This is a genomic window from Melissospora conviva (genome assembly GCF_049523535.1).
Lineage (GTDB): Bacteria > Actinomycetota > Actinomycetes > Mycobacteriales > Micromonosporaceae > Melissospora > Melissospora conviva.
In genome coordinates, this window is record NZ_JBLLDT010000001.1 from 39,882 (window position 1) to 61,761 (window position 21,880).

Annotated in this window: 18 protein-coding genes, 1 tRNA gene and 1 pseudogene; 14 read left to right on the forward strand and 6 right to left on the reverse strand. The window is 70.4% G+C overall.

Features of this window, described 5'->3' with window-relative positions; all coding sequences use genetic code 11:
- The first annotated feature begins 251 nt into the window (after positions 1-251).
- From ACK8GG_RS00230 to pknB, 7 genes are read left to right on the forward strand one after another with little or no spacing between them, the layout of a single operon-like run.
- The gene (locus ACK8GG_RS00230) at positions 252-1,016 is read left to right on the forward strand and encodes an FHA domain-containing protein (RefSeq protein ID WP_440351359.1); all 765 of its coding nucleotides are present in this window, start codon (positions 252-254) and stop codon (positions 1,014-1,016) included.
- Positions 1,017-1,020: 4 nt separating this feature from the next.
- Entirely contained in the window at positions 1,021-1,509 is a 489-nt protein-coding gene (locus ACK8GG_RS00235) for an FHA domain-containing protein FhaB/FipA (RefSeq protein WP_440351360.1), read from the forward strand.
- Positions 1,506-2,867, forward strand: coding sequence for a BofC C-terminal domain-containing protein (locus ACK8GG_RS00240; RefSeq protein ID WP_440351361.1), 1,362 nt, complete (start codon positions 1,506-1,508; stop codon positions 2,865-2,867). The genes ACK8GG_RS00235 and ACK8GG_RS00240 overlap by 4 nt, the downstream gene beginning before the upstream one ends.
- A gap of 25 nt (positions 2,868-2,892) precedes the next feature.
- Entirely contained in the window at positions 2,893-4,380 is a 1,488-nt protein-coding gene (locus tag ACK8GG_RS00245; protein ID WP_440354548.1) for an FtsW/RodA/SpoVE family cell cycle protein, read from the forward strand.
- Positions 4,377-5,879 (forward strand): peptidoglycan D,D-transpeptidase FtsI family protein, encoded by a 1,503-nt coding sequence (locus ACK8GG_RS00250; protein ID WP_440351363.1) that lies wholly within the window; start codon positions 4,377-4,379, stop codon positions 5,877-5,879. Before ACK8GG_RS00245 ends, ACK8GG_RS00250 begins: the two co-directional genes overlap by 4 nt.
- Positions 5,879-7,234, forward strand: coding sequence for a serine/threonine-protein kinase (locus tag ACK8GG_RS00255; RefSeq protein ID WP_440355232.1), 1,356 nt, complete (start codon positions 5,879-5,881; stop codon positions 7,232-7,234). Before ACK8GG_RS00250 ends, ACK8GG_RS00255 begins: the two co-directional genes overlap by 1 nt.
- Positions 7,231-9,042 carry a Stk1 family PASTA domain-containing Ser/Thr kinase gene (gene pknB, locus ACK8GG_RS00260; RefSeq protein WP_440355233.1) on the forward strand — a complete coding sequence of 604 codons (1,812 nt, stop codon included), beginning with the start codon at positions 7,231-7,233 and terminating at the stop codon, positions 9,040-9,042. Before ACK8GG_RS00255 ends, pknB begins: the two co-directional genes overlap by 4 nt.
- A 137-nt stretch (positions 9,043-9,179) precedes the next feature.
- On the opposite strand, the gene ACK8GG_RS00265 is transcribed toward pknB, so the two are convergent.
- From ACK8GG_RS00265 to ACK8GG_RS00280, 4 genes are read right to left on the reverse strand one after another with little or no spacing between them, the layout of a single operon-like run.
- Positions 9,180-9,827 carry an aminodeoxychorismate/anthranilate synthase component II gene (locus ACK8GG_RS00265; protein ID WP_440355234.1) on the reverse strand — a complete coding sequence of 216 codons (648 nt, stop codon included), beginning with the start codon at positions 9,825-9,827 and terminating at the stop codon, positions 9,180-9,182.
- A gap of 1 nt (position 9,828) precedes the next feature.
- A complete protein-coding gene (locus tag ACK8GG_RS00270) occupies positions 9,829-10,110 on the reverse strand; it encodes a hypothetical protein (protein WP_440355235.1) in 282 nt (93 codons plus the stop codon).
- Between the two features lie 3 nt (positions 10,111-10,113).
- The gene (locus ACK8GG_RS00275; protein ID WP_440355236.1) at positions 10,114-11,700 is read right to left on the reverse strand and encodes a class E sortase; all 1,587 of its coding nucleotides are present in this window, start codon (positions 11,698-11,700) and stop codon (positions 10,114-10,116) included.
- Positions 11,697-12,509 (reverse strand): DUF881 domain-containing protein, encoded by an 813-nt coding sequence (locus tag ACK8GG_RS00280; protein WP_440351369.1) that lies wholly within the window; start codon positions 12,507-12,509, stop codon positions 11,697-11,699. The genes ACK8GG_RS00275 and ACK8GG_RS00280 overlap by 4 nt, the downstream gene beginning before the upstream one ends.
- Positions 12,510-12,723: 214 nt before the next feature.
- Between ACK8GG_RS00280 and ACK8GG_RS00285 the strand changes: the two genes are divergently transcribed.
- From ACK8GG_RS00285 to ACK8GG_RS00300, 4 genes are all read left to right on the forward strand, one after another.
- A complete protein-coding gene (locus ACK8GG_RS00285) occupies positions 12,724-12,987 on the forward strand; it encodes a cell division protein CrgA (RefSeq protein WP_440351370.1) in 264 nt (87 codons plus the stop codon).
- A 290-nt stretch (positions 12,988-13,277) separates the two neighbouring features.
- A complete protein-coding gene (locus ACK8GG_RS00290; RefSeq protein WP_440351371.1) occupies positions 13,278-15,488 on the forward strand; it encodes a (Fe-S)-binding protein in 2,211 nt (736 codons plus the stop codon).
- Positions 15,489-15,804: 316 nt separating this feature from the next.
- Complete coding sequence (locus ACK8GG_RS00295; RefSeq protein ID WP_440355237.1) at positions 15,805-16,821, forward strand: C40 family peptidase; 1,017 nt, start codon at positions 15,805-15,807, stop codon at positions 16,819-16,821.
- Between the two features lie 371 nt (positions 16,822-17,192).
- On the forward strand, positions 17,193-18,251 hold the full coding sequence (locus ACK8GG_RS00300; protein ID WP_440355238.1) for a C40 family peptidase: 1,059 nt from the start codon (positions 17,193-17,195) through the stop codon (positions 18,249-18,251).
- 173 nt (positions 18,252-18,424) lie between these two features.
- Here the strand turns inward: ACK8GG_RS00300 and dcd are convergent, their stop codons facing one another.
- Entirely contained in the window at positions 18,425-19,003 is a 579-nt protein-coding gene (gene dcd / locus ACK8GG_RS00305) for a dCTP deaminase (RefSeq protein WP_440351374.1), read from the reverse strand.
- A gap of 168 nt (positions 19,004-19,171) precedes the next feature.
- Between dcd and ACK8GG_RS00310 the strand changes: the two genes are divergently transcribed.
- A complete protein-coding gene (locus ACK8GG_RS00310; protein ID WP_440355239.1) occupies positions 19,172-19,774 on the forward strand; it encodes a pyridoxamine 5'-phosphate oxidase family protein in 603 nt (200 codons plus the stop codon).
- Between the two features lie 34 nt (positions 19,775-19,808).
- On the opposite strand, the gene ACK8GG_RS00315 is transcribed toward ACK8GG_RS00310, so the two are convergent.
- Entirely contained in the window at positions 19,809-20,804 is a 996-nt protein-coding gene (locus tag ACK8GG_RS00315; RefSeq protein ID WP_440355240.1) for a zinc metalloprotease, read from the reverse strand.
- A 297-nt stretch (positions 20,805-21,101) separates the two neighbouring features.
- Here ACK8GG_RS00315 and ACK8GG_RS00320 point away from each other — a divergent pair.
- Together ACK8GG_RS00320 and ACK8GG_RS00325 are read left to right on the forward strand one after the other, a co-directional pair.
- Positions 21,102-21,175, forward strand: a tRNA-Gly gene (locus ACK8GG_RS00320).
- Positions 21,176-21,262: 87 nt separating this feature from the next.
- Positions 21,263-21,862: pseudogene (locus ACK8GG_RS00325) on the forward strand (LLM class flavin-dependent oxidoreductase); the annotation flags it as partial.
- Between the last annotated feature and the right edge of the window lie 18 nt (positions 21,863-21,880).

Sequence of the window (21,880 nt, forward strand, 5' to 3'; positions counted from 1 at the left end):
TTGTTGCGAGTCGTGGTGCCAGGTGAGGTCTGGCCGACGTTGACCCTTTTTACCGGCTCTGATCTGATCCGGTCCAGGGTCTGTGCTGGTCACACCTCGCCTACCGCATCCGGCTGGCGTTTGCGGCGGATGGAAGACTAGCACGACGTACAGGGCCCGTCCGAGCGGGCCACCGACATGCTGCCGAGCGGCATGTGAGCTGGGTGGGCCGAGTCCGGATACCATCATGTCCTCGGACCGAGGAGGAGCCGGTGAGCGTGCTGCAACGCTTCGAGAAGCGTCTGGAAGGCCTGGTTGAGGGGGCCTTTGCCAAGGTCTTCAAGGGTGTCGTACACCCCGTGGAGATCCTCAATGCAATGCAGCGGGAGGCGGAGGCGCACAAGGCCATCCTGGCCGGTGGCCGTACTCTCGTGCCGAACCGTTACGTGATCGATCTCTCGCCCTACGATCACAGCCGGCTGGCGCCGTACGCCGCCGCACTGGCCCAGGAGCTGGCCCAGTCGCAGGCGGAGTTCATCGGCGAGCAGGCCTGGACGGTCTACGGCGACGTGATCGTCGAGATCGAGCGCGGCGAAGGGCTGGACACCGGGATGTTCCGGGTGACGGCCGAGGTCTACACCGGCAGCGACGTGGCGCCGGTCTCCGGTGGCCCCGGCTTCGACGCCGGTCCGCCCGCGTACCCCGCCTACGACCAGGGCGGCGGGTACGGTCCGCCCCCGGGACACGGCGGTGGCCGCAACATCCGCCTGGTCTCCGGCGACGGGCGCAACTACCCGTTGCAGATGGGCTCGACGATCATCGGTCGCGGCGACCAGGCCACCCTGCGCCTGCCCGACGTGGGGATCTCCCGCCGGCACGCCCGCCTCGACTTCGACGGTGGTCAGGTGGTCCTCACCGACCTCGGCTCGACCAACGGCACGATGGTCAACGGCCAGCGGGTCTCGGCGGTCGCCCTCAATCCCGGCGACATGATCCAGCTGGGGACGACCACCCTGACCTTCCGCGTGGACGGCTGATTCGTTGCCGGCCTTCGTCATCCCGGTAGCCCGGTTCGGGTTCATCATCCTGCTGTGGATCTTCGTGTTCACCGTGGTCGGAGTCATCCGTCGCGACCTGTTCGCCGGGGCGCGCTCGGGCCGGCTGGTCGCGGCGCCGCGTGGGGTCGGCGCGTCGACGGGGCAGACGGCGGGGACGCCGGCGAAGGTCAAGCGCGGCCGCGCCGCCCGGCAGCTGGTGGTGACCGCCGGACAATTGGCCGGCACCCGGATAACCCTCGGCGAGAATCAGATAACAATCGGACGCGCGGAGGACTCCACCCTGGTCATCACCGACGACTATGCCTCCGCGCGGCACGCCCGGTTGGTGCCCCGGCAGGGACAGTGGTTCGTGGAGGACCTCGGCTCGACTAACGGGACCTATCTGGATCGCGCTAAGGTCACCGGACCGACCCCCGTCCCCCTTGGCGTACCGATCCGCATCGGGCGCACCTCCCTCGAATTACGGCCATGAATCTGACCCTGCGCTACGCGGCCCACAGTGACCGCGGTCTGATCCGCGACGGAAACCAGGATTCCGTCTACGCCGGACCGCGGCTGCTCGCCGTTGCCGACGGCATGGGCGGCATGGCCGCCGGTGACGTCGCCAGCAACATCGTCATCGGTGCCATGGCGCCCCTCGACGAGGACGTCCCCGGGGACGCGCTCGTCGACGCACTGCGCTCCGCCGTGGAGACCGCCATCCAGCAGTTGCGTGAGACGGTGGAGGCCAACCCTCAGCTCGAGGGGATGGGCACCACCCTGACCGCGACTCTCTTCTCCGGTAGCAAGATCGGCATGGTGCACATCGGGGACTCCCGGGCGTACCTGCTGCGCGACGGTGAGTTCAACCAGATCACCAAGGACGACACGTACGTCCAGATGCTGGTCGACGAGGGCCGCATCAGTCTGGAGGAGGCGAGCAGCCACCCCCAGCGCTCGCTGCTCACCCGGGCCCTGGACGGCCGTGAGGTCGACCCGGAGTACTCGGTGCGCCAGGTCCGCGCCGGCGACCGTTACCTGATCTGCAGCGACGGGCTCTCCTCGGTGGTCAGCGCCGAGACCATCGGCGACACCCTGCGGGAGTACACCGACCCGCAGAAGTGCGTGGAGCGGCTGGTGCAGCTGGCGCTGCGCGGCGGCGGACCGGACAACATCACCGTCGTCATCGCCGACGCCACCGACCAGGACATCGTCGAGGCCGCACCGATCGTGGGCGGCGCCGCCGCCCGGGACCGGGGAATGGCCACCTCCGCCGACGTCTCCACCCCGGCGGCCCGCGCCTCGGCGCTGCAGACGCCCCGACCGGCCAGCCCCGAGGAGGAGCCGTCGGCCGCACGCGACGACGACCGCCCGCGGCGGCGCCCGCTGCGTACGGCGCTGCTGCTGGTGCTGGTCGCCGCGCTGCTCGGCGGTGGAGTCTGGGGTGGCTGGGAGTACCTGCAGCGGCAGTACTACGTCGGCGTCAACGCCGACGGCAAGCTCGCCGTCTTCCAGGGCGTGCGGGGCGAGATCGCCGGTTTCGAGCTCGCCACCGTGCACAGCGTCAGCGAGATCGACCTCGACGACCTGACCGCCGCCGCCCAGGAGAAAATCAAGGTCGGCATCCAGGCCGGTGACGCCACCGACGCCGAGCGCCGGCTGGCCGAGCTGACGAACGACTATCCGGGCAACCCGAACCTCAAGCCGCTCTGCCCTCTCCCGGTGGCGAGCGCGACGCCGGCGCCGAACGGGAGCGCCTCCGGCAGCCCGGTCACTCCGACCCCCGGCGACGACGGTTTCCCCGTCGAGCCCGACCCGGTCGATCCGGCGGACTGCCGGTCGCCGCAGTGAGCGACAAGGACCCGAGGACACGATCATGACCGCTCAGACCGGATCACCGGCGCCGCCCGCCACCGCGGGCGACGCCGGTGCGACCCGTCTGGCCCGGTCCCGGCGCAACTCCGAGCTCTGGCTGCTGCTGCTGGCCATGGTGCTCGTAGCCCTGTACGGCGCGACCGTGGAGGCGAACCAGTTCGGCTCGATCACCGCCGACTTCTGGGTCCCGGCCGCCGTGCTGACCCTGGTCTACCTCGGCCTGCACGTGGCCGTCCGGTTCCTGGCGCCCTTCGCCGATCCGGTGCTCATCCCCGCGGTGGCACTGCTCAACGGCATCGGCGTCGGTTTCCTGCGCCGGCTGGACCTGGCCCGGGCCGACGCCGCAGACCGGGAGCACCTGGCGATCTTCGCCGGCACCGGCGGCCGGCAGCTCGCCTGGACCCTCATCGCGGTGGTGCTCGCCGTGGCGTTGCTCTTCATCGTCCGCGACCACCGCTCGATCTCGAAGTACGCCTACACCCTCGGCCTGGCCGGTGTCGTACTGGTAATGCTTCCCGCGGTGCTGCCCAGGAGCATCTCCGAGGTCAACGGGGCGCGACTCTGGATCCGGATCGGCTCCTTCAGCATCCAGCCGGGCGAGTTCGCCAAGCTGGCGCTGCTGGCCTTCTTCGCCTACTACCTGGTCCGCAAGCGCGAGGTGCTCTCGCTGGCCAGCCGCCGGGTGCTCGGCATCGACTTCCCGCGCGGACGCGACCTCGGCCCGGTGCTGGTGGTCTGGGCGATCAGCCTCCTGCTGCTGGTCTTCGAGAAGGACCTCGGTACCTCGCTGCTCTACTTCGGCATGTTCGTGGTGACGCTCTACATCGCCACCGAACGGGTCAGCTGGCTGCTGATCGGCCTGGTCCTCTTCTTCGGCGGGGCGTACCTCGCGTACTTCCTCGGTGGCACCATCGGCGGGCCGTTCTACAACTTCCGCCAGCGTGCCGACATCTGGCTGGACCCGTTCCAGGACCCCTTCGACAAGGGTTACCAGCCCGTGCAGGGGCTGCTCGGCCTCGGTAGCGGCGGCCTCTTCGGCGCCGGCCCGGGCGGCGGTGAGCCGCTGCAGATCCCCGAGGTGCACAACGACTTCATCTTCGCCGGCATCGGCGAGGAGATCGGTCTCTTCGGGCTCACCGCTCTGCTGATGCTCTACCTGCTGGTCTCCCAGCGCGGCCTGCGGGCCGGGCTCGGCGTACGGGACTCCTTCGGCAAGCTCCTCGCCGGCGGCCTCGCCTTCACCCTGGCGCTGCAGGTCTTCGTGATCATCGGCGGGGTCACCGGGCTCATCCCGCTGACCGGACAGACCACTCCGTTCCTCTCCGCCGGCGGCTCGTCGCTGATGGCGAACCTGCTGCTGATCGCGCTGCTGCTGCGGATCTCCGACGCCGCCCGCCGCCCCGTCACCGGCGGCGGCCCGGTGCGCCCCACCACCGGCGGCAAGCCCGACCAGCTGCACGGCGCTCCCACGGAGGTGATCCGCACGTGAACGCACCCCTGCGCCGGGTCGGCGTCGTCATCATGGTCCTCTTCGGGCTGCTCTTCGCCAACCTCAACTACGTCCAGGCGTACAAGGGCAGCGAGTACAGCGCCAGCCCGTACAACGGCCGGGTCCAGGTCGCCGAGTACGAGCGCCAGCGCGGCAACATCGAGGTCGGCGGCAAGGCCATCGCCAGCAGTCGCGCCACCGACGGCCACCTGAAGTACCTGCGCACCTACCCCTCGGGGCCGCTCTACGCCCACGTGCTCGGCTACAAGCCGGTCAACCTGGGCCAGACCGGCATCGAGGCCAGCGAGGACGCCTTCCTCAGCGGCAGCAGCGACCAGCTCTTCGGTGACCGGCTGCTGGACATGTTCACCGGCGACCAGACCGCCGGCGCGAACGTGCTGCTGACCTTGTCACCCAAGGCGCAGGCGGCCGCCTACAACCAGCTGCGGGAGAACAACGTCGGCTCGTCGCGGGGGGCCGCGGTCGCGCTCGACCCGCGTACCGGCGCCGTGCAGGCGATGGTCTCGTTCCCCAGCTTCGACCCGAACCCGCTGGCCGATCACAACACCAGAGCGGCCCAGGCGGAGTACGACAAGCTGCTCGGCGCCCGCAACAGCCCGCTGAGCAACCGGGCCACCGCCGAGGTCCTCCCGCCCGGCTCGACCTTCAAGGTTGTCGTCGCCGCCGCGGCGCTGGAGGAGGGGATCACCCCCGACACCCGCATCCCGGCCGGCCCCAGCTACACCGCGCCCACCTCCGGTACGCCGATCACCAACGCCCACCCCTCGATCTGCCCGCAGTCCCAGGTCACGCTCAACTCGGCACTGACCCAGTCCTGCAACACCGGCTTCGCCCGGCTCGGCGTCGAACTCGGCGCGGACAAGGTCAAGGAGACGGCGGCCAAGTTCGGTTTCGGCCAGGAGGACCTGACCGTCGGCCGGCTCGGCGACGGTGGTCTGCCGGTGGCGCCGAGCCGGACCGGTGACATCCAGAACCCCGACGGCAGCGCCGACCCGGCAGCTCTCGCCCAGTCCTCCATCGGGCAGAACGAGGTCCGCATGACGCCGCTGGAGGGCGCGATGATCGCCGCCGCGGTCGCCAACGGCGGCAGCCAGATGCGGCCGTACCTGGTCGACCAGATCCTCGGCTCGGACCGCACCACCAGCTACTACCAGGCCAAGGACCAGGAGCTGCGCCGCTCGGTCAGCCCAGCGGTCGCCTCGGACCTGCAGGAGATGATGGTCAGTGTGGTGCAGAACGGCACCGGGACCAACGCCCGCATCTCCGGCTACACCGTCGGCGGCAAGACCGGCACCGCCGAGCACGCAGCCGGGGCCAAGGAACACGGCTGGTTCATCGGCTTCGTGATGAAGGACGGCAAGCCGATCTCCGCGGTCTGCGTGGTGCTGGAGGAGTCCGGCGACGGGGGCAGCGGCGAGGCCACCCGGATCGCCGGTCAGATCATGCGCGCGGTCATCAACGACTCCGGAGGGCGCTGATGCTGAGCGCCGGCGTGGAACTCGGCAACCGTTACCGCCTCGACGAGCGGATCGCCGGCGGCGGCATGGGTGATGTCTGGCGCGGCACCGACCAGGTGCTCGGCCGCACCGTGGCCGTCAAGAGCCTGCTTCCGGCCCTGATGGACGAGCCGGGCTTCGCCGAGCGCTTCCGCCACGAGGCCCGGACCATGGCGACCATCAACCACCCGGGTGTGGTCGACGTCTACGACTTCGGCAGCGACCAGAACATCGCCTTCCTGGTCATGGAGTACGTCGAGGGCGACGCGCTCTCCCGTACCCTGTCGCGGGTGGCGCGGCTCACCCCGGCCCGGACGATGGCACTGATCGCGCAGGCCGCCGACGCGCTGCAGGCGGCCCACGACAAGGGCGTGGTGCACCGCGACGTCAAGCCCGGCAACCTGCTGGTCCGGCCGAACGGCACCCTCGTCCTCACCGACTTCGGCATCGCCCGCTCGGAGATGGCCGCGCAGCTGACCGCGGCCGGTTCGGTGCTCGGCACCGCCTCGTACATCTCGCCGGAGCAGGCATCCGGCGCGACCGCGAGCCCGGCATCGGACATCTACGCCCTCGGGGTCGTCGCCTACCAGTGCCTCTCCGGCCGCCGTCCCTTCGACGGCGACAATCCGCTGGAGATCGCCATGAAGCACGTGCGCGACCACCCGCGTCCGCTGCCGGGAGACATCCCACCGCAGGTACGGATGATCGTCGAGCGTGCCCTGGCCAAGGACCCGGCGGCACGCTGGCCGAGCGCCAACGCGCTCGCCGCGGTGGCGCGCCAGGCCGCCGCGTCGGCCGCCGCCGGACAGGGGCGGCCCGCTCCCCGTACCGCCGGACCGGTCTCGCCGGCCCCACCCGTGCCGCCGCAGCCGGCCCCCGGCCGGGCCCGGCCCGTGCCGCCGCCGGCCGCGATCCCGGTACGCCCACCCGCGGCCCTGCCGCAGCAGCCGATGAACGCCTGGCCGGCCCATCCGCAGTCCCGGCCGCCGGCCCCGATGCCGGCCCGCCCCGCGGAACCGCTGCGGGGCGCCGCACCCGTGCCGCCCGCGCGGCCGGTGCCGGGCTTCGGCTACCCCACGGCAACCCCGACGCCGGCCCGTACGGCGAACCACCCGCTGGTGGTCACCCTGCTGGTCGTACTCGCGGTGCTCGTGGTCTGCTCGATGTGGCTCTACTTCGCCGACGAGACGACCGCCGCCATGTCCCGCCCTGCGGTCGCCGGGTCGGTGGGAGTGGACGGCGGGTGGAATGATGCGCCGGTGGAGCCGTACGGTCTGATGGAACTGGATGCCTCGGCCCGGGGCGACCAGACGAGCGAAGGACGACAGACGCGATGACGGCGCAGGCCCGCCTGCTCGGTGGCAGGTATCAGGTCGGCGAGCTGCTCGGTTACGGCGGCATGGCCGAGGTGCATCGCGGTCGCGACCTGCGCCTTGGCCGTGATGTCGCGATCAAGATGCTCCGCACCGACCTTGCCCGGGACGACACGTTCCAGATGCGGTTCCGGCGCGAGGCGCAGAACGCCGCCTCCCTGAACCACCCGGCGATCGTCGCCGTCTACGACACCGGCGAGGAGATCGCCCCGACCGGTGAGACGCTGCCCTTCATCGTCATGGAGTTCGTCAACGGCCGCACCCTCAAGGAGGTGCTGACGGCGGAGGGACGCCTCCAGCCGCGCCGGGCGATGGAGATCACCGCCGACATGTGCGCGGCGCTGGAGTTCAGCCACCGGCACAGCATCATCCACCGCGACATCAAGCCCGGCAATGTCATGCTCACCCAGACCGGCCAGGTCAAGGTGATGGACTTCGGCATCGCGCGGGCGCTCGCCAGCGGCGTCACCAGCATGACCCAGACCAGCGCCGTGATCGGCACCGCGCAGTACCTCTCCCCGGAGCAGGCCCGCGGCGAGGCGGTGGACGCCCGCTCGGATGTCTACGCCGCCGGCTGCGTGCTCTTCGAGCTGGTCTGCGGACATCCGCCGTTCGTCGGGGACAGCCCGGTCAGTGTGGCGTACCAGCATGTGCGGGAGGCGCCGCCGACGCCGAGCGACATCAACCCGGACGTCACCGCCGAGCTCGACGCCATCGTGCTCAAGGCGCTGTCGAAGAATCCCCTGAACCGCTACCAGAGCGCCGGGGAGATGCGGGCCGACCTGCTGCGTGCCGTCTCCGGCCGGCCGGTCATGGCGACCCCGGTGATGCGCGCCGACGAGACGATGGCGCTGTCGGCGGCCGGCGGGGGCATCCCGCCACGCGGCGACGGCACCGCGACCCGGGTGGTGCCGGCGGCCACCGCCGACCAGGGGGGCAACCGCAAGCCGTGGCTGGTGGCGCTGCTCAGCGGGCTCGCCGTCTTCGCGGTGATCGCGCTGATCGCCGGGCTCCTGCTCACCGGCAACGACGACGACAAGCCGAAACTCGTCGCCGTGCCGAACGTGGTGAACCAGTCCGAACAGGCCGCGGTGGACAGGTTGACGGCCAGCAACCTGGACCACGAGTTCACCCCCAAGGAGTTCGGTTCCTGCCAGAAGGGCAACGTCACCCAGCAGGAGCCGGACTCCGGCGAGGTGGACCCCGCCACGACGACGGTGAAGCTGACGGTCTGCGGCGGACCGGAGACCGTTGACGTGCCGGACAAGCTCGTCGGCCAGTCGATCGAGACGGCCCGATTCGCCCTCACCCAGGTCGGCCTCGAGGCGGACGAGGTGCCGCAGGACAGCGCCGAGCCGCGCGGCACCGTGCTGAAGCTCGACCCTCCCTCCGGCGAGGCCGTCGCCAAGGGTGACAAGGTCAAGGTCTACTACTCCAACGGCAAGATCCGCCCGGTTCCCGGCGTGGAGGGGATGACCGAGGAGCAGGCCCGTAAAGCGCTGAGCAGCGCCGGCTTCAAGAACGTGCAGGTCAAGACGGCGGGAGCGCCGCTCCCGGCCGGCGAGGTGCCGCGGGTGGTGCGACAGACCCCGGCCGCCTCCACCTCGGAAAACATCGACTCGACGATCACCATCTTCCTGCCGAAGGTGCAGGAGGTGGAGCCGACTCCGACCGGGGAGCCGACGCCCACGCCGGAACCGTCCGACGACGATGGCGGCGATGGCGGCGCCGGTGGTGGCGTCGGCGGCGGCGAGTACGCCCGGCGCGACTGAGCGAAGCAACTGCAACGACGGCGGCGCCGGGGGTGGGAAATTCGCCCCCGGCGCCGCCGTCGTTGCGATGATGTCGAATCCAGCGTTCGGCGCGGCGGTCGGGTGCCGGTGCCGGACGCGCCGCCTACCGGGTGGCCTCAGGCCGCGAAAGCGGCCCGGCGGCGGGTGTCGACCTCGGCGGCGAGCGCCGGGGCGCGGTCGAGCGCCTCGGTGAAGCCGCACGTCGCGAGCCAGTTTGCCAGCATCAGGTGGCCCCCCTCGGTCAGCACCGACTCGGGGTGGAACTGCACGCCCTCGATCGGCAGCGTCCGGTGCCGCATCGCCATCACCAGACCCGACTCGGTCCAGCCGGTGACATCCAGCTCCGCCGGCACTGTCTCCCGGACCACGGTCAGGGAGTGGTAGCGGGTGGCGGTGAACGGGTCCGGCAACCCGGCCAGCACTCCGCCCGAGCGATGCCGTACGTCGGAGGTCTTGCCGTGCAGCAGCTCCGGCGCCCGGGCGACGGTCGCCCCGAAGGCCTCCCCGATCGCCTGGTGGCCGAGACAGACGCCGAAGATCGGCAGCTCGCCGGCGTACTCGCGGATCACGTCCAGGCAGATTCCCGCGCGGTCCGGACTGCCCGGCCCGGGTGAGAGCAGCACACCGGCGGCACCCGTGCGGCCCACCTCGGCCACCGAGATCTCGTCGTTGCGGCGTACGTCGCACTCCGCGCCGAGCTGACCGAGGTACTGCACGATGTTGAAGACGAACGAGTCGTAGTTGTCGATCACCAGAACGCGCATCTCAGCCTCCGTCGCCGGGCGCGGTCGTGTCGTACGGGATGGCGTGCTCGTCGTCCGACTCGCCGGTGTCCGGGTTCGGCCCGTCACCGGGCAGGTCGAAGTCCGAGTCGCCGGTCTCGTAGCCGTCCTGGGTGACCTGGACGTCGTCGAAGGGCAGCAGCGGCTCGGCCCACGGGAAGACGACGAACCAGAGCAGCGCCAGGGCGGCCGTTGCCAGCAGGAGGGTCCCGATCAGTTTGCCGGCCAGCCCGAAGGGCAGGTGCCGCCAGATCCACGAGTACATCGCTCAGCCTCCCAGCTCGGCCGGTGTGCCGTCGGCCTTGGGCTGCGACCGGACCATCTCGGCGTGAATGATCAGGCGCTGGTAGTTGTCGTACTTCGGGTGGCATGTCGTCAGCGTCAACATCGCCTTCTTCGGCTTGGCACGGGCGTTGCCCGGTACCGGCGCCACCACCTCCACCGCCGAGGGCTTGACGATCAACTGCTCGGTGACGCGGTAGATGTACCAGTTCTCCCGGTCGCCGACGACGATCGCCTCGCCCGGCGGGACTTTGTCCAGGTCCCAGAAGGTCGCGGGGTTGCGGTGGCCGGCCACCGAGAAGTTGCCGACCTGGCCGGGCAGCGCGCTCTTGGGGTAGTGCCCCGGCGCGTACCGGATGTCGTCCTGGCCGACGCCTTCGACGACGACCCAGCTCTTGTCGAGGCCGGGGATGTAGAGCTGGGCGATGGGCGTGCCGGGGACCGCCGGTGGCGGCTTGGGTCGCTTCGCGGAGGGGGCCGGTGTCGGCTCGACCGTCGCCGGGTTCTGCCACTCCTGGGCCAACTGCTCGGAAAGATCATTCTGGTGGGCGTTGACGATGACCGACTTGCCCCAGATCTCGTAACCCGCGAAGAGCAGGACGACCAGGCCGAAGGTGATCAGCAGTTCGCCGGTGAAGCGGATGGTTGTGCGCACTCGTGAACCCCACGTCGGACGGGTCAGTTCGGAATAGACGCTCTTGTAGCCCTCGTCGGTACGTTGCGGACGCAGCTTGACGACCCGTTCGCCGCGGCGCGGCTGTGGTTCGGACTCTGGCTCGTCCGCCGGCCCGGTCGCCTCGGCGCCCTTCGCGTCGTCGGGCTTCTGCGCAGGTACGACGGGGATCAGGCCGGTGGGCTGATCGGCAGCGGTGGACCTGACGGCCGGAATCAGCGCGGTCTTGTCGTCGTCGCCGGTCTCACGCGGCGTGACCCGCAGTGGCGGCAGGCTCCGGGTGGGGCGCGGCTGGGCCGGCTCGTTCGCGGCGGTGGCCTTCGGGATGAGGGCGGTGGCGTCGGAGTCGGCTGCGGCGATCTTCGGGATGAGGGCGGTGGCGTCCGAGTCGGCCGCGGTGATCTTCGGGATCAGCGCAGTGGCGCCGTCGTCCTGCTGGTGCCGGCCCCGCGGCGCGGCCGGGGCTCCGGAGGGCGTGGCCGAGGTCCCGGACGGCGCGGCGGGAGGCCGGGCGTCGTGCGCCGGACGGGGCTCGGCGGTGGAGCGGGGCTCGGCGCTGAGGTCGGGCTCGTGGGCCCATGCGTCGGAGGCTGGGCCGCGACGGCTGCTCTCCAGCCTTCCCGGCCAGCGGGGCGGTGGGCTGCCGCGTCGATCGTCGCCGCCCGGGGGGCGGTCGGGGCCGGCCCAGGAGGCGGTCGGCGGGCGGTCGCGGGGCGGTGCCGCCGGCGAATCGGGACGCCCGGTGGGCGCGTTCCGGTGACCGGTGTCGCCGGTTTCGGCGGGAGTGTCGGTTATCCGGGGGATGAAGGCGGTGGGTTCTTCGACCGGCCCTGGCCGGCGTCGGCCGTCCCGGTCGCCGGAGCGCCACTCGTCGCCGGGATCCCGGTGCTGGGGGCTCACCGGATCACCTTTGCCGACGGCAGATTGGTGGAACCCTCGAAGGCCTTGACGCGGATGGTGTCAACGGTGGTCTCCCGGTACCCGAGGCGGTAGTGCTCGGCCGCATCCTTGAAATCCTGGACTCCCTTGGAGTCGGCGAGGGCCTGCTTCATGGCTGCCGGGTCGCCGATCGCCGCGATCTTGAAGGGTGGGGAGTACACCCGGCCGTGGAGCAGCAGGGTGTTGCCGACGCAGCGTACCGCGCTCGTGCTCAGGATACGGACATCCATGATCGACATAGCCTCGGCGCCACCTGCCCAGAGGGCATTCACGACCGCTTGTACGTCCTGCTGGTGGACCACCAGGTCGTCGTTGTTGGCACCTTCGGGTAGTTCTTCACCCGCCATCCGGGGAGCGTCGTCCAGCTCCACCACCACACCCTGGCCGGCGAGTGCGGTGAAGCCCGCGTTCTGCCGGCTGGCGGCCGCCCGGTCCCGCTGTCGCGCGACCGGGGTGTCGGAGTCGGCGGTGGCATCGGTCAGGGCGTCGACCTCGGCCCGTAGTGCCGCGGCGCGGGTCTCGGCGTCGTTCACCGCGCCGCGCCGGTCCTCGATCAGCTGGGTCAGCTCGGGGCGGCGGTCCTCGCGCAGCGCGGTGCCATCGGCGGTGTTGGCGCTGGTGGTGAAGAGAAAACCGGCGGCCAGCGCGATCAGCGGCACCGCCGCCGACCAGCCCGGACGGCGCTGCCGGCGTCGGCGCGGCAACAGGCCGGCGCCCGCGCGGCGCGCCACCTTCCGCCAGGACGCGGCACCACCGGATGTGTACTCCACCGGGATCACCTCCTCGTACCGGCCGACCCAGGGGGGCGGGAGAGCCGGGAGCCGCCGGGTCCCGACCCGGCACGGGGATCAGGATCACCCCGTTCATGGCTCTACGGCCGGGGCACGACTAGGCTAGCTGTCAGAACATTATTGGCCATGGACCGTCGCCCTCGCGCCCGGTTGTCAGGCCCGGACGAGGTCGTCACCCCCTCAGGAGAGCGCCGTGCCCAAGTCGCAGGTCCGCAAGAAGAAGGTGTACACCCCGCCGTCGGACGTTCGTCCCACGGCCACCGCCGCGACGGGAAAGCCGAGCCCGGTCTGGGTGCCGATCCTCGCCGTGTCGCTGGTCGTGCTGGGCATCGGCTGGCTGGTGATCTACTACCTGTCCGCGACCCAGTACCCGGTCGCGTCGTGGGGGTACTGGAACCTCGCCGTCGGCTTCGGCGCGATGGTCGCATCGTTGATCGTCTTCACCCGCTGGAAATGAGCGCACCGGGCCTGGCCCGGTGCGGTGTGGCGTAGGCATCTCCGAGGATCCCCAGCCGAGCGCGGGGCCCGCACTCCCCCTAAGGTAGGCGCGGGCACCGTGCGCAACTGCGAGCAGAGTCACGTTACCGATCGGTAACGTGACGCGTAGGCTGCACGGTACGACGGGCGACAACTGCCCGTCGTCGACCGGTGGTATCCGGGCTTGTCGCGGTCGTCGTCTCGGCGGTCGCGCCTCGGAGTCGCGGTCGGCTCGCCGCTCGCCAGGCAGTAGACCGGGAGGCCACACGCATGGGCAGCGTCCAGATCGTCACGACGGTCCTCGCCGCCGCCATCACCATCGTCGCGGTGGGATTGGCGGTTCGGGCCGTACTGCGGATGGTGTCGGTGATCCGGTTGGGTCAACCCGACCCGGATCGCTTCGACCAGAAGGCCGTCCGTCTCAAGACGATGTTGAAGGAGACGGTCGGGCACACCCGGATGCTCAAGTGGGGCGTCGTGGGGGCGAGCCACTGGTTCGTCATGATCGGCTTCATCGTCCTGTCGCTGCTCGTCCTCGAGGCGTACTTCGAGGTGGTAAGCACCACCGGCGCGATCCCGATCCTGCACAGCCTGGCCATCTGGGGGCTGGCGACCGAGGTCATCAGCATCCTGGGCACCATCGGCATCCTGATCCTGATCGGCATCCGGATCAGGAACCGGCCGACCCGGCCGGGCGGACGCTCCCGCTTCACCGGCTCGACCATGTGGCAGGGCTACTTCGTCGAGGCCGTCGTCCTGATCGTGCTGATCCTCGGCATGCTGATCCGCGGCTTCCAGGTCTCCACCGGCCACTTCGGTTTCCCGGTCTGGGCCACCCCGGTCAGCCACGCCATCGGCGCGGTCCTGCCCGACTGGCCGAACGCCATCAGCATCGTCGCGCTCATCAAGATCTGCGTCTCGATGACCTGGATGATCGTCATCGCGCTGAACGTCACGATGGGCGTCGCCTGGCACCGCTTCTCCGCGTTCTTCAACATCTTCTTCAAGCGCAAGGTCGCCGGCGCCGGCTCCGGCCTGGGCGGCCTCAAGCCGATGATGAGCAACGGCAAGCCGCTGGACTTCGAGGAGGCCGACCCGGAGACCGACCAGTTCGGTGTCGGCCAGGTCGAGCAGTTCACCTGGAAGGGCCTGCTGGACTTCACCACCTGCACCGAGTGCGGTCGCTGCCAGTCGCAGTGCCCGGCCTGGAACACCGCCAAGCCGCTCTCGCCGAAGCTGCTCATCCTCAGCCTGCGCGACCACGCGTACGCCAAGGCGCCGTACCTGCTGGCCGGCGGCGGCAAGGACCTCACCGGTGAGGAGAAGGCGACCGCCGAGCAGCTGGCCGGCGTCGACGTCCTCGCGATGGCCGAGTCCGAGCGCCCGCTCATCGGCACCGCCGAAGAGGGCGGCATCATCGACCCGGACGTCCTCTGGTCCTGCACCACCTGCGGTGCCTGCGTCGAGCAGTGCCCGGTGGACATCGAGCACGTCGACCACATCGTCGACATGCGCCGCTACCAGGTCATGATCGAGTCGAGCTTCCCGGCCGAGGCCGGTGTGATGCTGCGCAACCTGGAGAACAAGGGCAACCCGTGGGGTGCCCCGCAGAACACCCGCGAGGACTGGACCAAGGGTCTGGACTTCGAGGTGCCGCGGGTCGGCGAGGTCGAGGACTTCGAGTACCTCTTCTGGGTCGGCTGTGCCGGTGCCTTCGAGGACCGCGCCAAGAAGACCACCCAGGCTGTCGCCACCCTGCTGCACGAGGCCGGCGTCAACTTCGCGATCCTTGGCGAGGGCGAGACCTGCTCCGGTGACCCGGCTCGCCGGATCGGCAACGAGTTCGTCTTCCAGATGCTCGCCCAGCAGAACGTCGAGGTCCTCAACGAGGCCTTCGGCGACCGGGAGAAGGCCAAGCGCAAGATCGTCGCGACCTGCCCGCACTGCTTCAACACCCTGCGCAACGAGTACGGCCAGCTCGGCGGTGACTTCGAGGTCGTGCACCACACCGAACTGCTCGCGCACCTGGTCTCCACCGGCAAGCTGACCCCGGTCCAGCCGGTCGAGGGCGGCGTGACCTACCACGACCCCTGCTACCTGGGCCGGCACAACCGGATCTTCGCGCCGCCGCGTGAGGTGCTCGGCAGTGCGATCGGCGCGGGAGACGGCGCGGGCCTGGTCGAGATGCCGCGCAACACCGAGCGCTCCTTCTGCTGTGGTGCCGGTGGCGCCCGGATGTGGATGGAGGAGACGATCGGCAAGCGCATCAACGTCGACCGGGTCGAGGAGGCCATGTCGACCGGCGCCAAGACGGTCGCGGTCGGCTGCCCGTTCTGCAGCACGATGCTGACCGACGGCGTCAACGGCAAGGGCGCCTCCGAGCAGGTCGAGGTCGTCGACGTCGCCACGGTCCTGCTGCGTTCGGTCAAGCCCGCCGACGCCGGGAACTCGGCGCCGGCACCGGCCGCCACGGCCGGCTGACGTCGCCGCTGCCGGCCGGGGACGGTCGGCAGCGGCAGTCGCGACGCGGTCTCTCCTGCGACCCCGGGTACGGGGTCGCCAGGGGCAGGCCGCGTCGCCTTTCTTTGCCGTTTCATAAATCGTTCACGATCGGCATGGGATAGATCGCCACGCATAGTGAATGCGTGAATGCGGATATGTAAGAACTGCTGCTCCGTGAGTCTTCGTCTTGATTCTCGAGCGCGATTTCCCTAAGGTGAGGCACCGACCCGCCGTGGTCGTCGGCCTCAGCCCTTCCCCTCTGTGAGGCGCCCGGCGGTCGGTTGCAAAGGAGTCGGTGCCGGTGGCCGTCCTGCCCCTTCATCGTCGTTCGCCCGCGGACGCACCCCGTCCCGGCCTACGCCGGAACCTGCGTCGCCTCGTCGGCCTCGCCGCTACCGTTCTGGTCGCCGGCGGGCTGCTCGCGGCTCCGGCCCAGGCGGATCCCTCGGTCGAGGAGATCGAAGCGCAGATCACCGAACAGTGGCACAAGCTGGAGCCCACCGTCGAGGACTACAACCGGGTGCGCAGCCAGCTCAAGGTCAATCGTGAAAAGGCGAAGAAGCTCGAGAAGAGAATGCAGCCGCTGGCGCTGCAGAGCGAGCTGGCGATGGGACGGATCAACACCATCGCGGCCAAGTACTACATGACCGGCACCGGATCGAGCACGGCGTACGTCGGCAGCCTGCTGGCCAGCGGGAAGCCGGGCCGGCTCGCCGAGCAGATGGCGCTGCTGGACCACCTCGCGGCAGGCGAACGTGACGAGATCTCCAAGGTGCTGGCGACCCTGGAGCGGTACACCGACAAAAAGAAGGAACTCGACGATCTGATCGCCACCCAGGACAAGCAGCAGAAGCACCTGGCGAGCAGCAAGAAGCAGATCAACGCCGAGATCAAGCGCCTTCAGGCCAGCCTGCCGAAGTCCGTCGTCAAAGCCCAGGGCTGCCCGACCATCACCGGCGTGCTCAGCGACAAGGCGAACACCGCCGTCGCCACGGCCTGCGCCCAGGTCGGCAAGCCGTACGTCTGGGGTGCCACCGGCCCCAGTTCCTTCGACTGCTCCGGCCTGACCCAGTACGCCTGGGGTGCTGCGGGTGTCTACCTGACGCACTACACCGGTTCGCAGTGGAACGAGGGCCGGCACGTGTCCCATGACGATGCCCGCCCTGGTGACCTGGTCTTCTTCCCCGACCACGTCGGCATCTACATCGGCAACGATCAGATGGTGCACGCGCCGCAACCGGGCCAGTCCGTCGGCGTGGCAAGCATCTACAACGTCGGCAAGCCCGTCACCGGGTTCGTCCGGCCGGCCTGACGCTCACCGATCGACCTGCAGGGTCCCGTGCCGCTCGGCGGCACGGGACCTTCGTCGTTCAGGCGGTGCTGTATGTCGATCGCCGCGGCGAGCTTGCTGCGATTGCCGGATGGCTGGTAACGGATAGACGCATGTCGCAGCTTGCATGGCGGACGACATGTCCATAATGTGGTTTTCGGCCGGGACGGCCGCAGCTCACCCGATGTGGGGAGTACGCCCCGGTTCCGCCGAATCGCCCCCACAGGGCGAGCCGGGCCGGTGCACGACGCCGGATGAATCCGCGCTCCGGCGCGGAGGGCGGTCCCCTTCCCGCCCGCGCCGACGTCAGTGGGCACGGCCGGCGGTAGGTCAAGAAGGAGACACGGACGCCGGTGGATCACCAATCCATGCGGCCGCCGTCATCCCGGCCGGCGCGAGCCGACCGGATCTCGGTGTCGCCGCGCAACCGCTGGTCCCGCTTCATCACCGTTTCCGCCGCACTGGTCGCCGCGAGCGCGGTCGCGCTCGGCGCGCCCGGCGCGGCGCAGGCCGAACCCTCCATTCCCGAGATCGAACGCCGGCTCGACAAGGACTGGCACAAACTCGAACCGCTGATCGAGGAGCACAACGCCGTACGCCAGGAGCTCGCCACCAAGCGCCGGCAGGCGGACGCTCTGGCGCGGCGGCTGGAGCCGTTGGAGAAGCGGCTGGCCGAGTCGACCGGTGTGGTGGGGGCGCTCGCCGCCGAGGCGTACAAGGGACACAACCGCACCGCCGCCCTGAACGCGATCCTCACCCGCTCGTCCCCCGAGGACCTCGTCGGGCAGCTGGAGATCCTCGACAGCCTCGCCCTTCAGCAGCACAACGAGGTCGCGGAGGTGCTCGACCGGCGAGACGAACTCGCCGCGAAGAAGGCCCCGCTGGATGCGCTGATCACCGACCTGACCGCCACCGAACGCCGGCTTGCCGCCGAACGCAAAGAGATCGACAGCGAGATCGACCGGCTGGAGAAGCAGCGGCGCTCCCTCTACGGCGCCCGCGGCCACACCCGCAACGACGGCGGGCTGCGCCCCGAGCCGTGCCCGGTGGCGTACAGCGGTGGCGTCGCGGCGAAGGTCGTCACCTTCGCCTGCGCCCAGATCGGCAAGCCGTACGTCTGGGCGTCGGCCGGCCCGGGGTCGTACGACTGCTCGGGGCTGATGCTGGCCGCGTGGCGCAAGGCCGGGGTGTCGTTGCCGCACAACGCCCGCCAGCAGCGCGGGACGACCCGGTCGGTCGAGCGGGCCGATCTGCGCCCGGGGGATCTGGTCTTCTACTACGGCGACCTGCACCATGTGGCGATGTACGTCGGTGGCGGCTGGGTGGTGCACGCCCCGCAGGCCGGTGATTCGGTGCGGATGGCGCGCTACGACATGATGCCGATCCACAGCTTCGGCCGCCCCCGCACCTGACGCCCGAGGTCCGTGCCGCGGCGGTGGTCAGGGCCGGCTCACGGCTCCTGGCCGCCGCCCTGGCGCAGCGGCGCGCGACCCTGCCGCAGCGGTGCGACCGTGGCGCAGCGGCGGGACCCTGCCGCAGCGATGCGACCGTCGCGCAGCGGCGCGACCGTGGCGCAGCGGACGGGTCAGCGGGTGGGCCAGGTGCGCCAGTTCTTCCAGGCGCGGCTCGGCGTCGGCCCGCGCTGCCCCTGGTAGCGGGATCCGTAGACCGCCGAGCCGTACGGGTGCTCGGCGGGCGAGGAGAGCTGGAAGATGCAGAGCTGGCCGATCTTCATGCCCGGCCAGAGGGTGATCGGCAGGTTCGCGACGTTGGAGAGCTCCAGCGTCACGTGCCCGGAGAAGCCGGGGTCGATGAAGCCCGCGGTGGAGTGGGTCAGCAGACCCAGTCGTCCCAGGCTGGACTTGCCCTCCAGGCGGCCGGCGAGCTGCTCGCCGAGCGAGATCACCTCCAGCGTGGAGGCGAGGACGAACTCGCCGGGGTGCAGCACGAAGGGCTCACCGTCGGGCACCTCGACCGCCGATGTCAGATCGTCCTGCTGCATGGCGGGGTCGATGTGGGTGTAGAGGTGGTTGTTGAAGACCCGGAAGTGCCGGTCCAGCCGTACGTCGATGCTGGAGGGCTGTACGAGCGCCGGCTCGAACGGCGCCAGGCCGAGGGTCCCCGCCTCGATCTCCTTGACGAGATCCCGATCCGAGAGCAGCATCCGCCCACCTTATCGAGGCGGTGTGCAGCCCTGCCGAGCGCCGTCCGGCCCGCCCGCGGTGTGTCGTGATCTGCGGGATGCCGAGCGCGGTCAGGGCCACCACGGCGTGTCGTACACCCGATCGCGTGTCGGGCTGTCGTTCGAACAGATGTTCGATAGACTCTCCCCATGGCTTCCTGGTCCGACTTCGCCGCCGACGCGCCGCAGCTCGCCGGCGAGATCCGCTTCCTCCTGCAGCAGTACGGCCCTGGCCTGGGCTACCTGGCCACGGTCCGCGCCGACGGCGGTCCCCGGGTGCATCCGGTCTCGCCGGTGATCACCCCCGAGGGGCTCTTCTGCTTCGCCCTCGATTCGCCCAAGCGCCGCGACCTCGAACGCGACGGCCGGTACGCGCTGCACTCCTTCCCGCCGGAGGAGAGCGACGACGAGGCGTACGTCGCCGGCCGGGCGCTGTCGGTGACCGAGCCCGCCCGGGTGGCCAGGATCGCCGCCGAGTCGCAGGCCGCGCCGCATGTCGACTGGCGGCTCTTCGAGTTCACCGTCGAGGTGGCGATGCTCTCCCGCCAGCACTACGGCGCGCACGGCGCCGGCCGTCCCGCGGTCCGCATCTGGCTCGACTCGCCCGGCGGCGGCAACGCCGGGCCGGCCGTCCCCTCCACCCGAGGCGAGCGGCGGGCCCGCAACGCCCGCCAGATCGGCGCCCACACTCTCGCCCCCTGCAACGTCCCGCCGCACGTTTCCCTGGTGAACGCGACGGTGCCGGCCCCCTGAGCGGGGACCGGCACCGAGCTGGGCAGGTGGTGCGTTACGGCGCCCGATAGGTGTTCCAGGCGCTCAGCATCCGGCTGGCCTGGCCGGAGGTGAACTGGTACATGCAGGAGTCGTAGGTGTAGTCCATGAAGTTGTGGATCGGGTCGACGCCCGTGCTGGAGCAGGTGTTGCGCCCGGTCGGGCACTGGTACGCCGGCGATGCCTCGGCCGGGGTGTCGGAGACGTAGTCACCGTTGCCGGAGCAGCCGCCCTGGAAGGTGTGGTAGAGGTTCAGCCAGTGCCCCACCTCGTGGGTGCCGGTGTCGCCCTGGTTGTAGTTGGCCGACGTCCCGCCCGGCAGCGACTCGCTGAGCACCACCACGCCGTCCATGCTGCTGAGGTTGTTCTGCGGGAAGGTCGCCCAGCCGAGCAGTCCGCCGCTCAGCGCCCCCAGGTACACGTTGAGGGTGTTCTTGCCGCCCTGCCGCAGGCTGGTCTTCATCGACCGCTCGGCGCTGGAACCGCTGACGATCGGGTACCAGGAGGTGTTGGTGACCCGGTTGATGCTCTGCAACTGGAACTGGAAGGCGGTGGGGGCGCCGCCCGTGCTGCCGGCGTAAGCCTGGTTGAGCACGTTGATCTGGCTGTTGATCATCGAGTCGGGGATGTTGCCGCCGGCCCGGGTGGTGTCCTTGCGGATCACGTGCACGACCACGGGGATGGTGACCGTGGCGGCGGCGATGCTCGGGCCCTCCATCGGGGCCTTGCCGGCGCGCTCCCGCTTCGCGGCAGCGAAGTCGGCCTCCCGCGCCGCCACCTGCGCGGCCGTGAGGTGGTTCGGGTCGTGCGCGCCGGCCGCCGCGCCGGGCCGTGCCTTGGCGTGGCTCGGGGCCTCGGCCGCGTGGCTGTGCGCGTCGGCCGGTTCGAAGCAGTCACCGGCGGCGAGCGCCGCGACCGGCGCCGCGCCGACGAGCGCGGTCGCGGCCATCATCGCGAGGGACATGGAGGTGACGGCAGCCTTGCGCCACGACACCTGGGAGGTCAGGGCCATCTGGGCTCCTCTTTCCTGCCCGCAGTGCGACCTCGGGGGGTTGTGTCGCTTGGTACCTGCGGGCGTTGGCCAGACGTTACATCTCACTTCGATGTCCGGGAATATTCAGTAAGTTAAATTTAAGATCGTTTGCAGATGGCGCGGGACCGCATCGCCCCCGGCGGCTGGTGATCGCCGCCGGTCGGGCTGCTTATCGGGGAGGGTCGACCGATGCCGCGCCCCGGCGGGGTGGTCCAGGGCATCATGCCGGGGGTCGTGGGTGCATCCGCTCGCGCTGCCAGGTACAGTGGTGCCGCTGCGGGTGTAGTTCAATGGCAGAACATCAGCTTCCCAAGCTGACAGCGCGGGTTCGATTCCCGTCACCCGCTCCAACACGAAGGCCCTGGTCAGGACGCAAATCCGGACCGGGGCCTTCGGTGTTTCCTGGTCAGCGACCATGCGGCGTGCCTTGACGTGCCATGAGCGCATCAGCAGCACGGCCATGGTCCTACGTCCGTGTTACGCGCGCCGGTCTTGCTCCAGCCACTGGATGTCCTGCCCGTGGGGTGCGGTTGTGGCCACTGCTCGACCGTCGAGAGCGAGCTGGAACCTGGCCGGTCCATCGAGAGTCGCTGTGGCGTCCGTGGGGATGCCGGGAACGACTCGGGCGCTTCGTTGGTGATCCGGTGTCCCGACATGTCGGTGACGAGGGAGACGAAGGCGCGGCGTGTGTCGATGCACGTAAGGCAGCACCGCGCACCTTCCCGCTCGACACAGGCCAAAGCCAGACGTCGCGAAGTTCGCCGGCGCCGGAAACCGGGTGCCGCGCGATCTCGTGCCGGCGGCAGGAGGATGAAGGGGTGACCCCGACGCGTTCCACGGCCGATGCACCCGCCGACGTACTGGGAAGGACTCGCTTCTCGGTGCTGGACCGCTCCCGGACCCGTACGGGTGAGGAGCCGGCCGAGGCGCTGCGGGCCACTGTCCGCTTCGCCCAGCGGGCCGAGGCGCTGGGTTACCACCGGTTCTGGGTCTCCGAGCACCACAGCGTGCCCGGCGTCGCCGGTTCCGCCCCCACCGTGCTCGCGGCGGCGGTC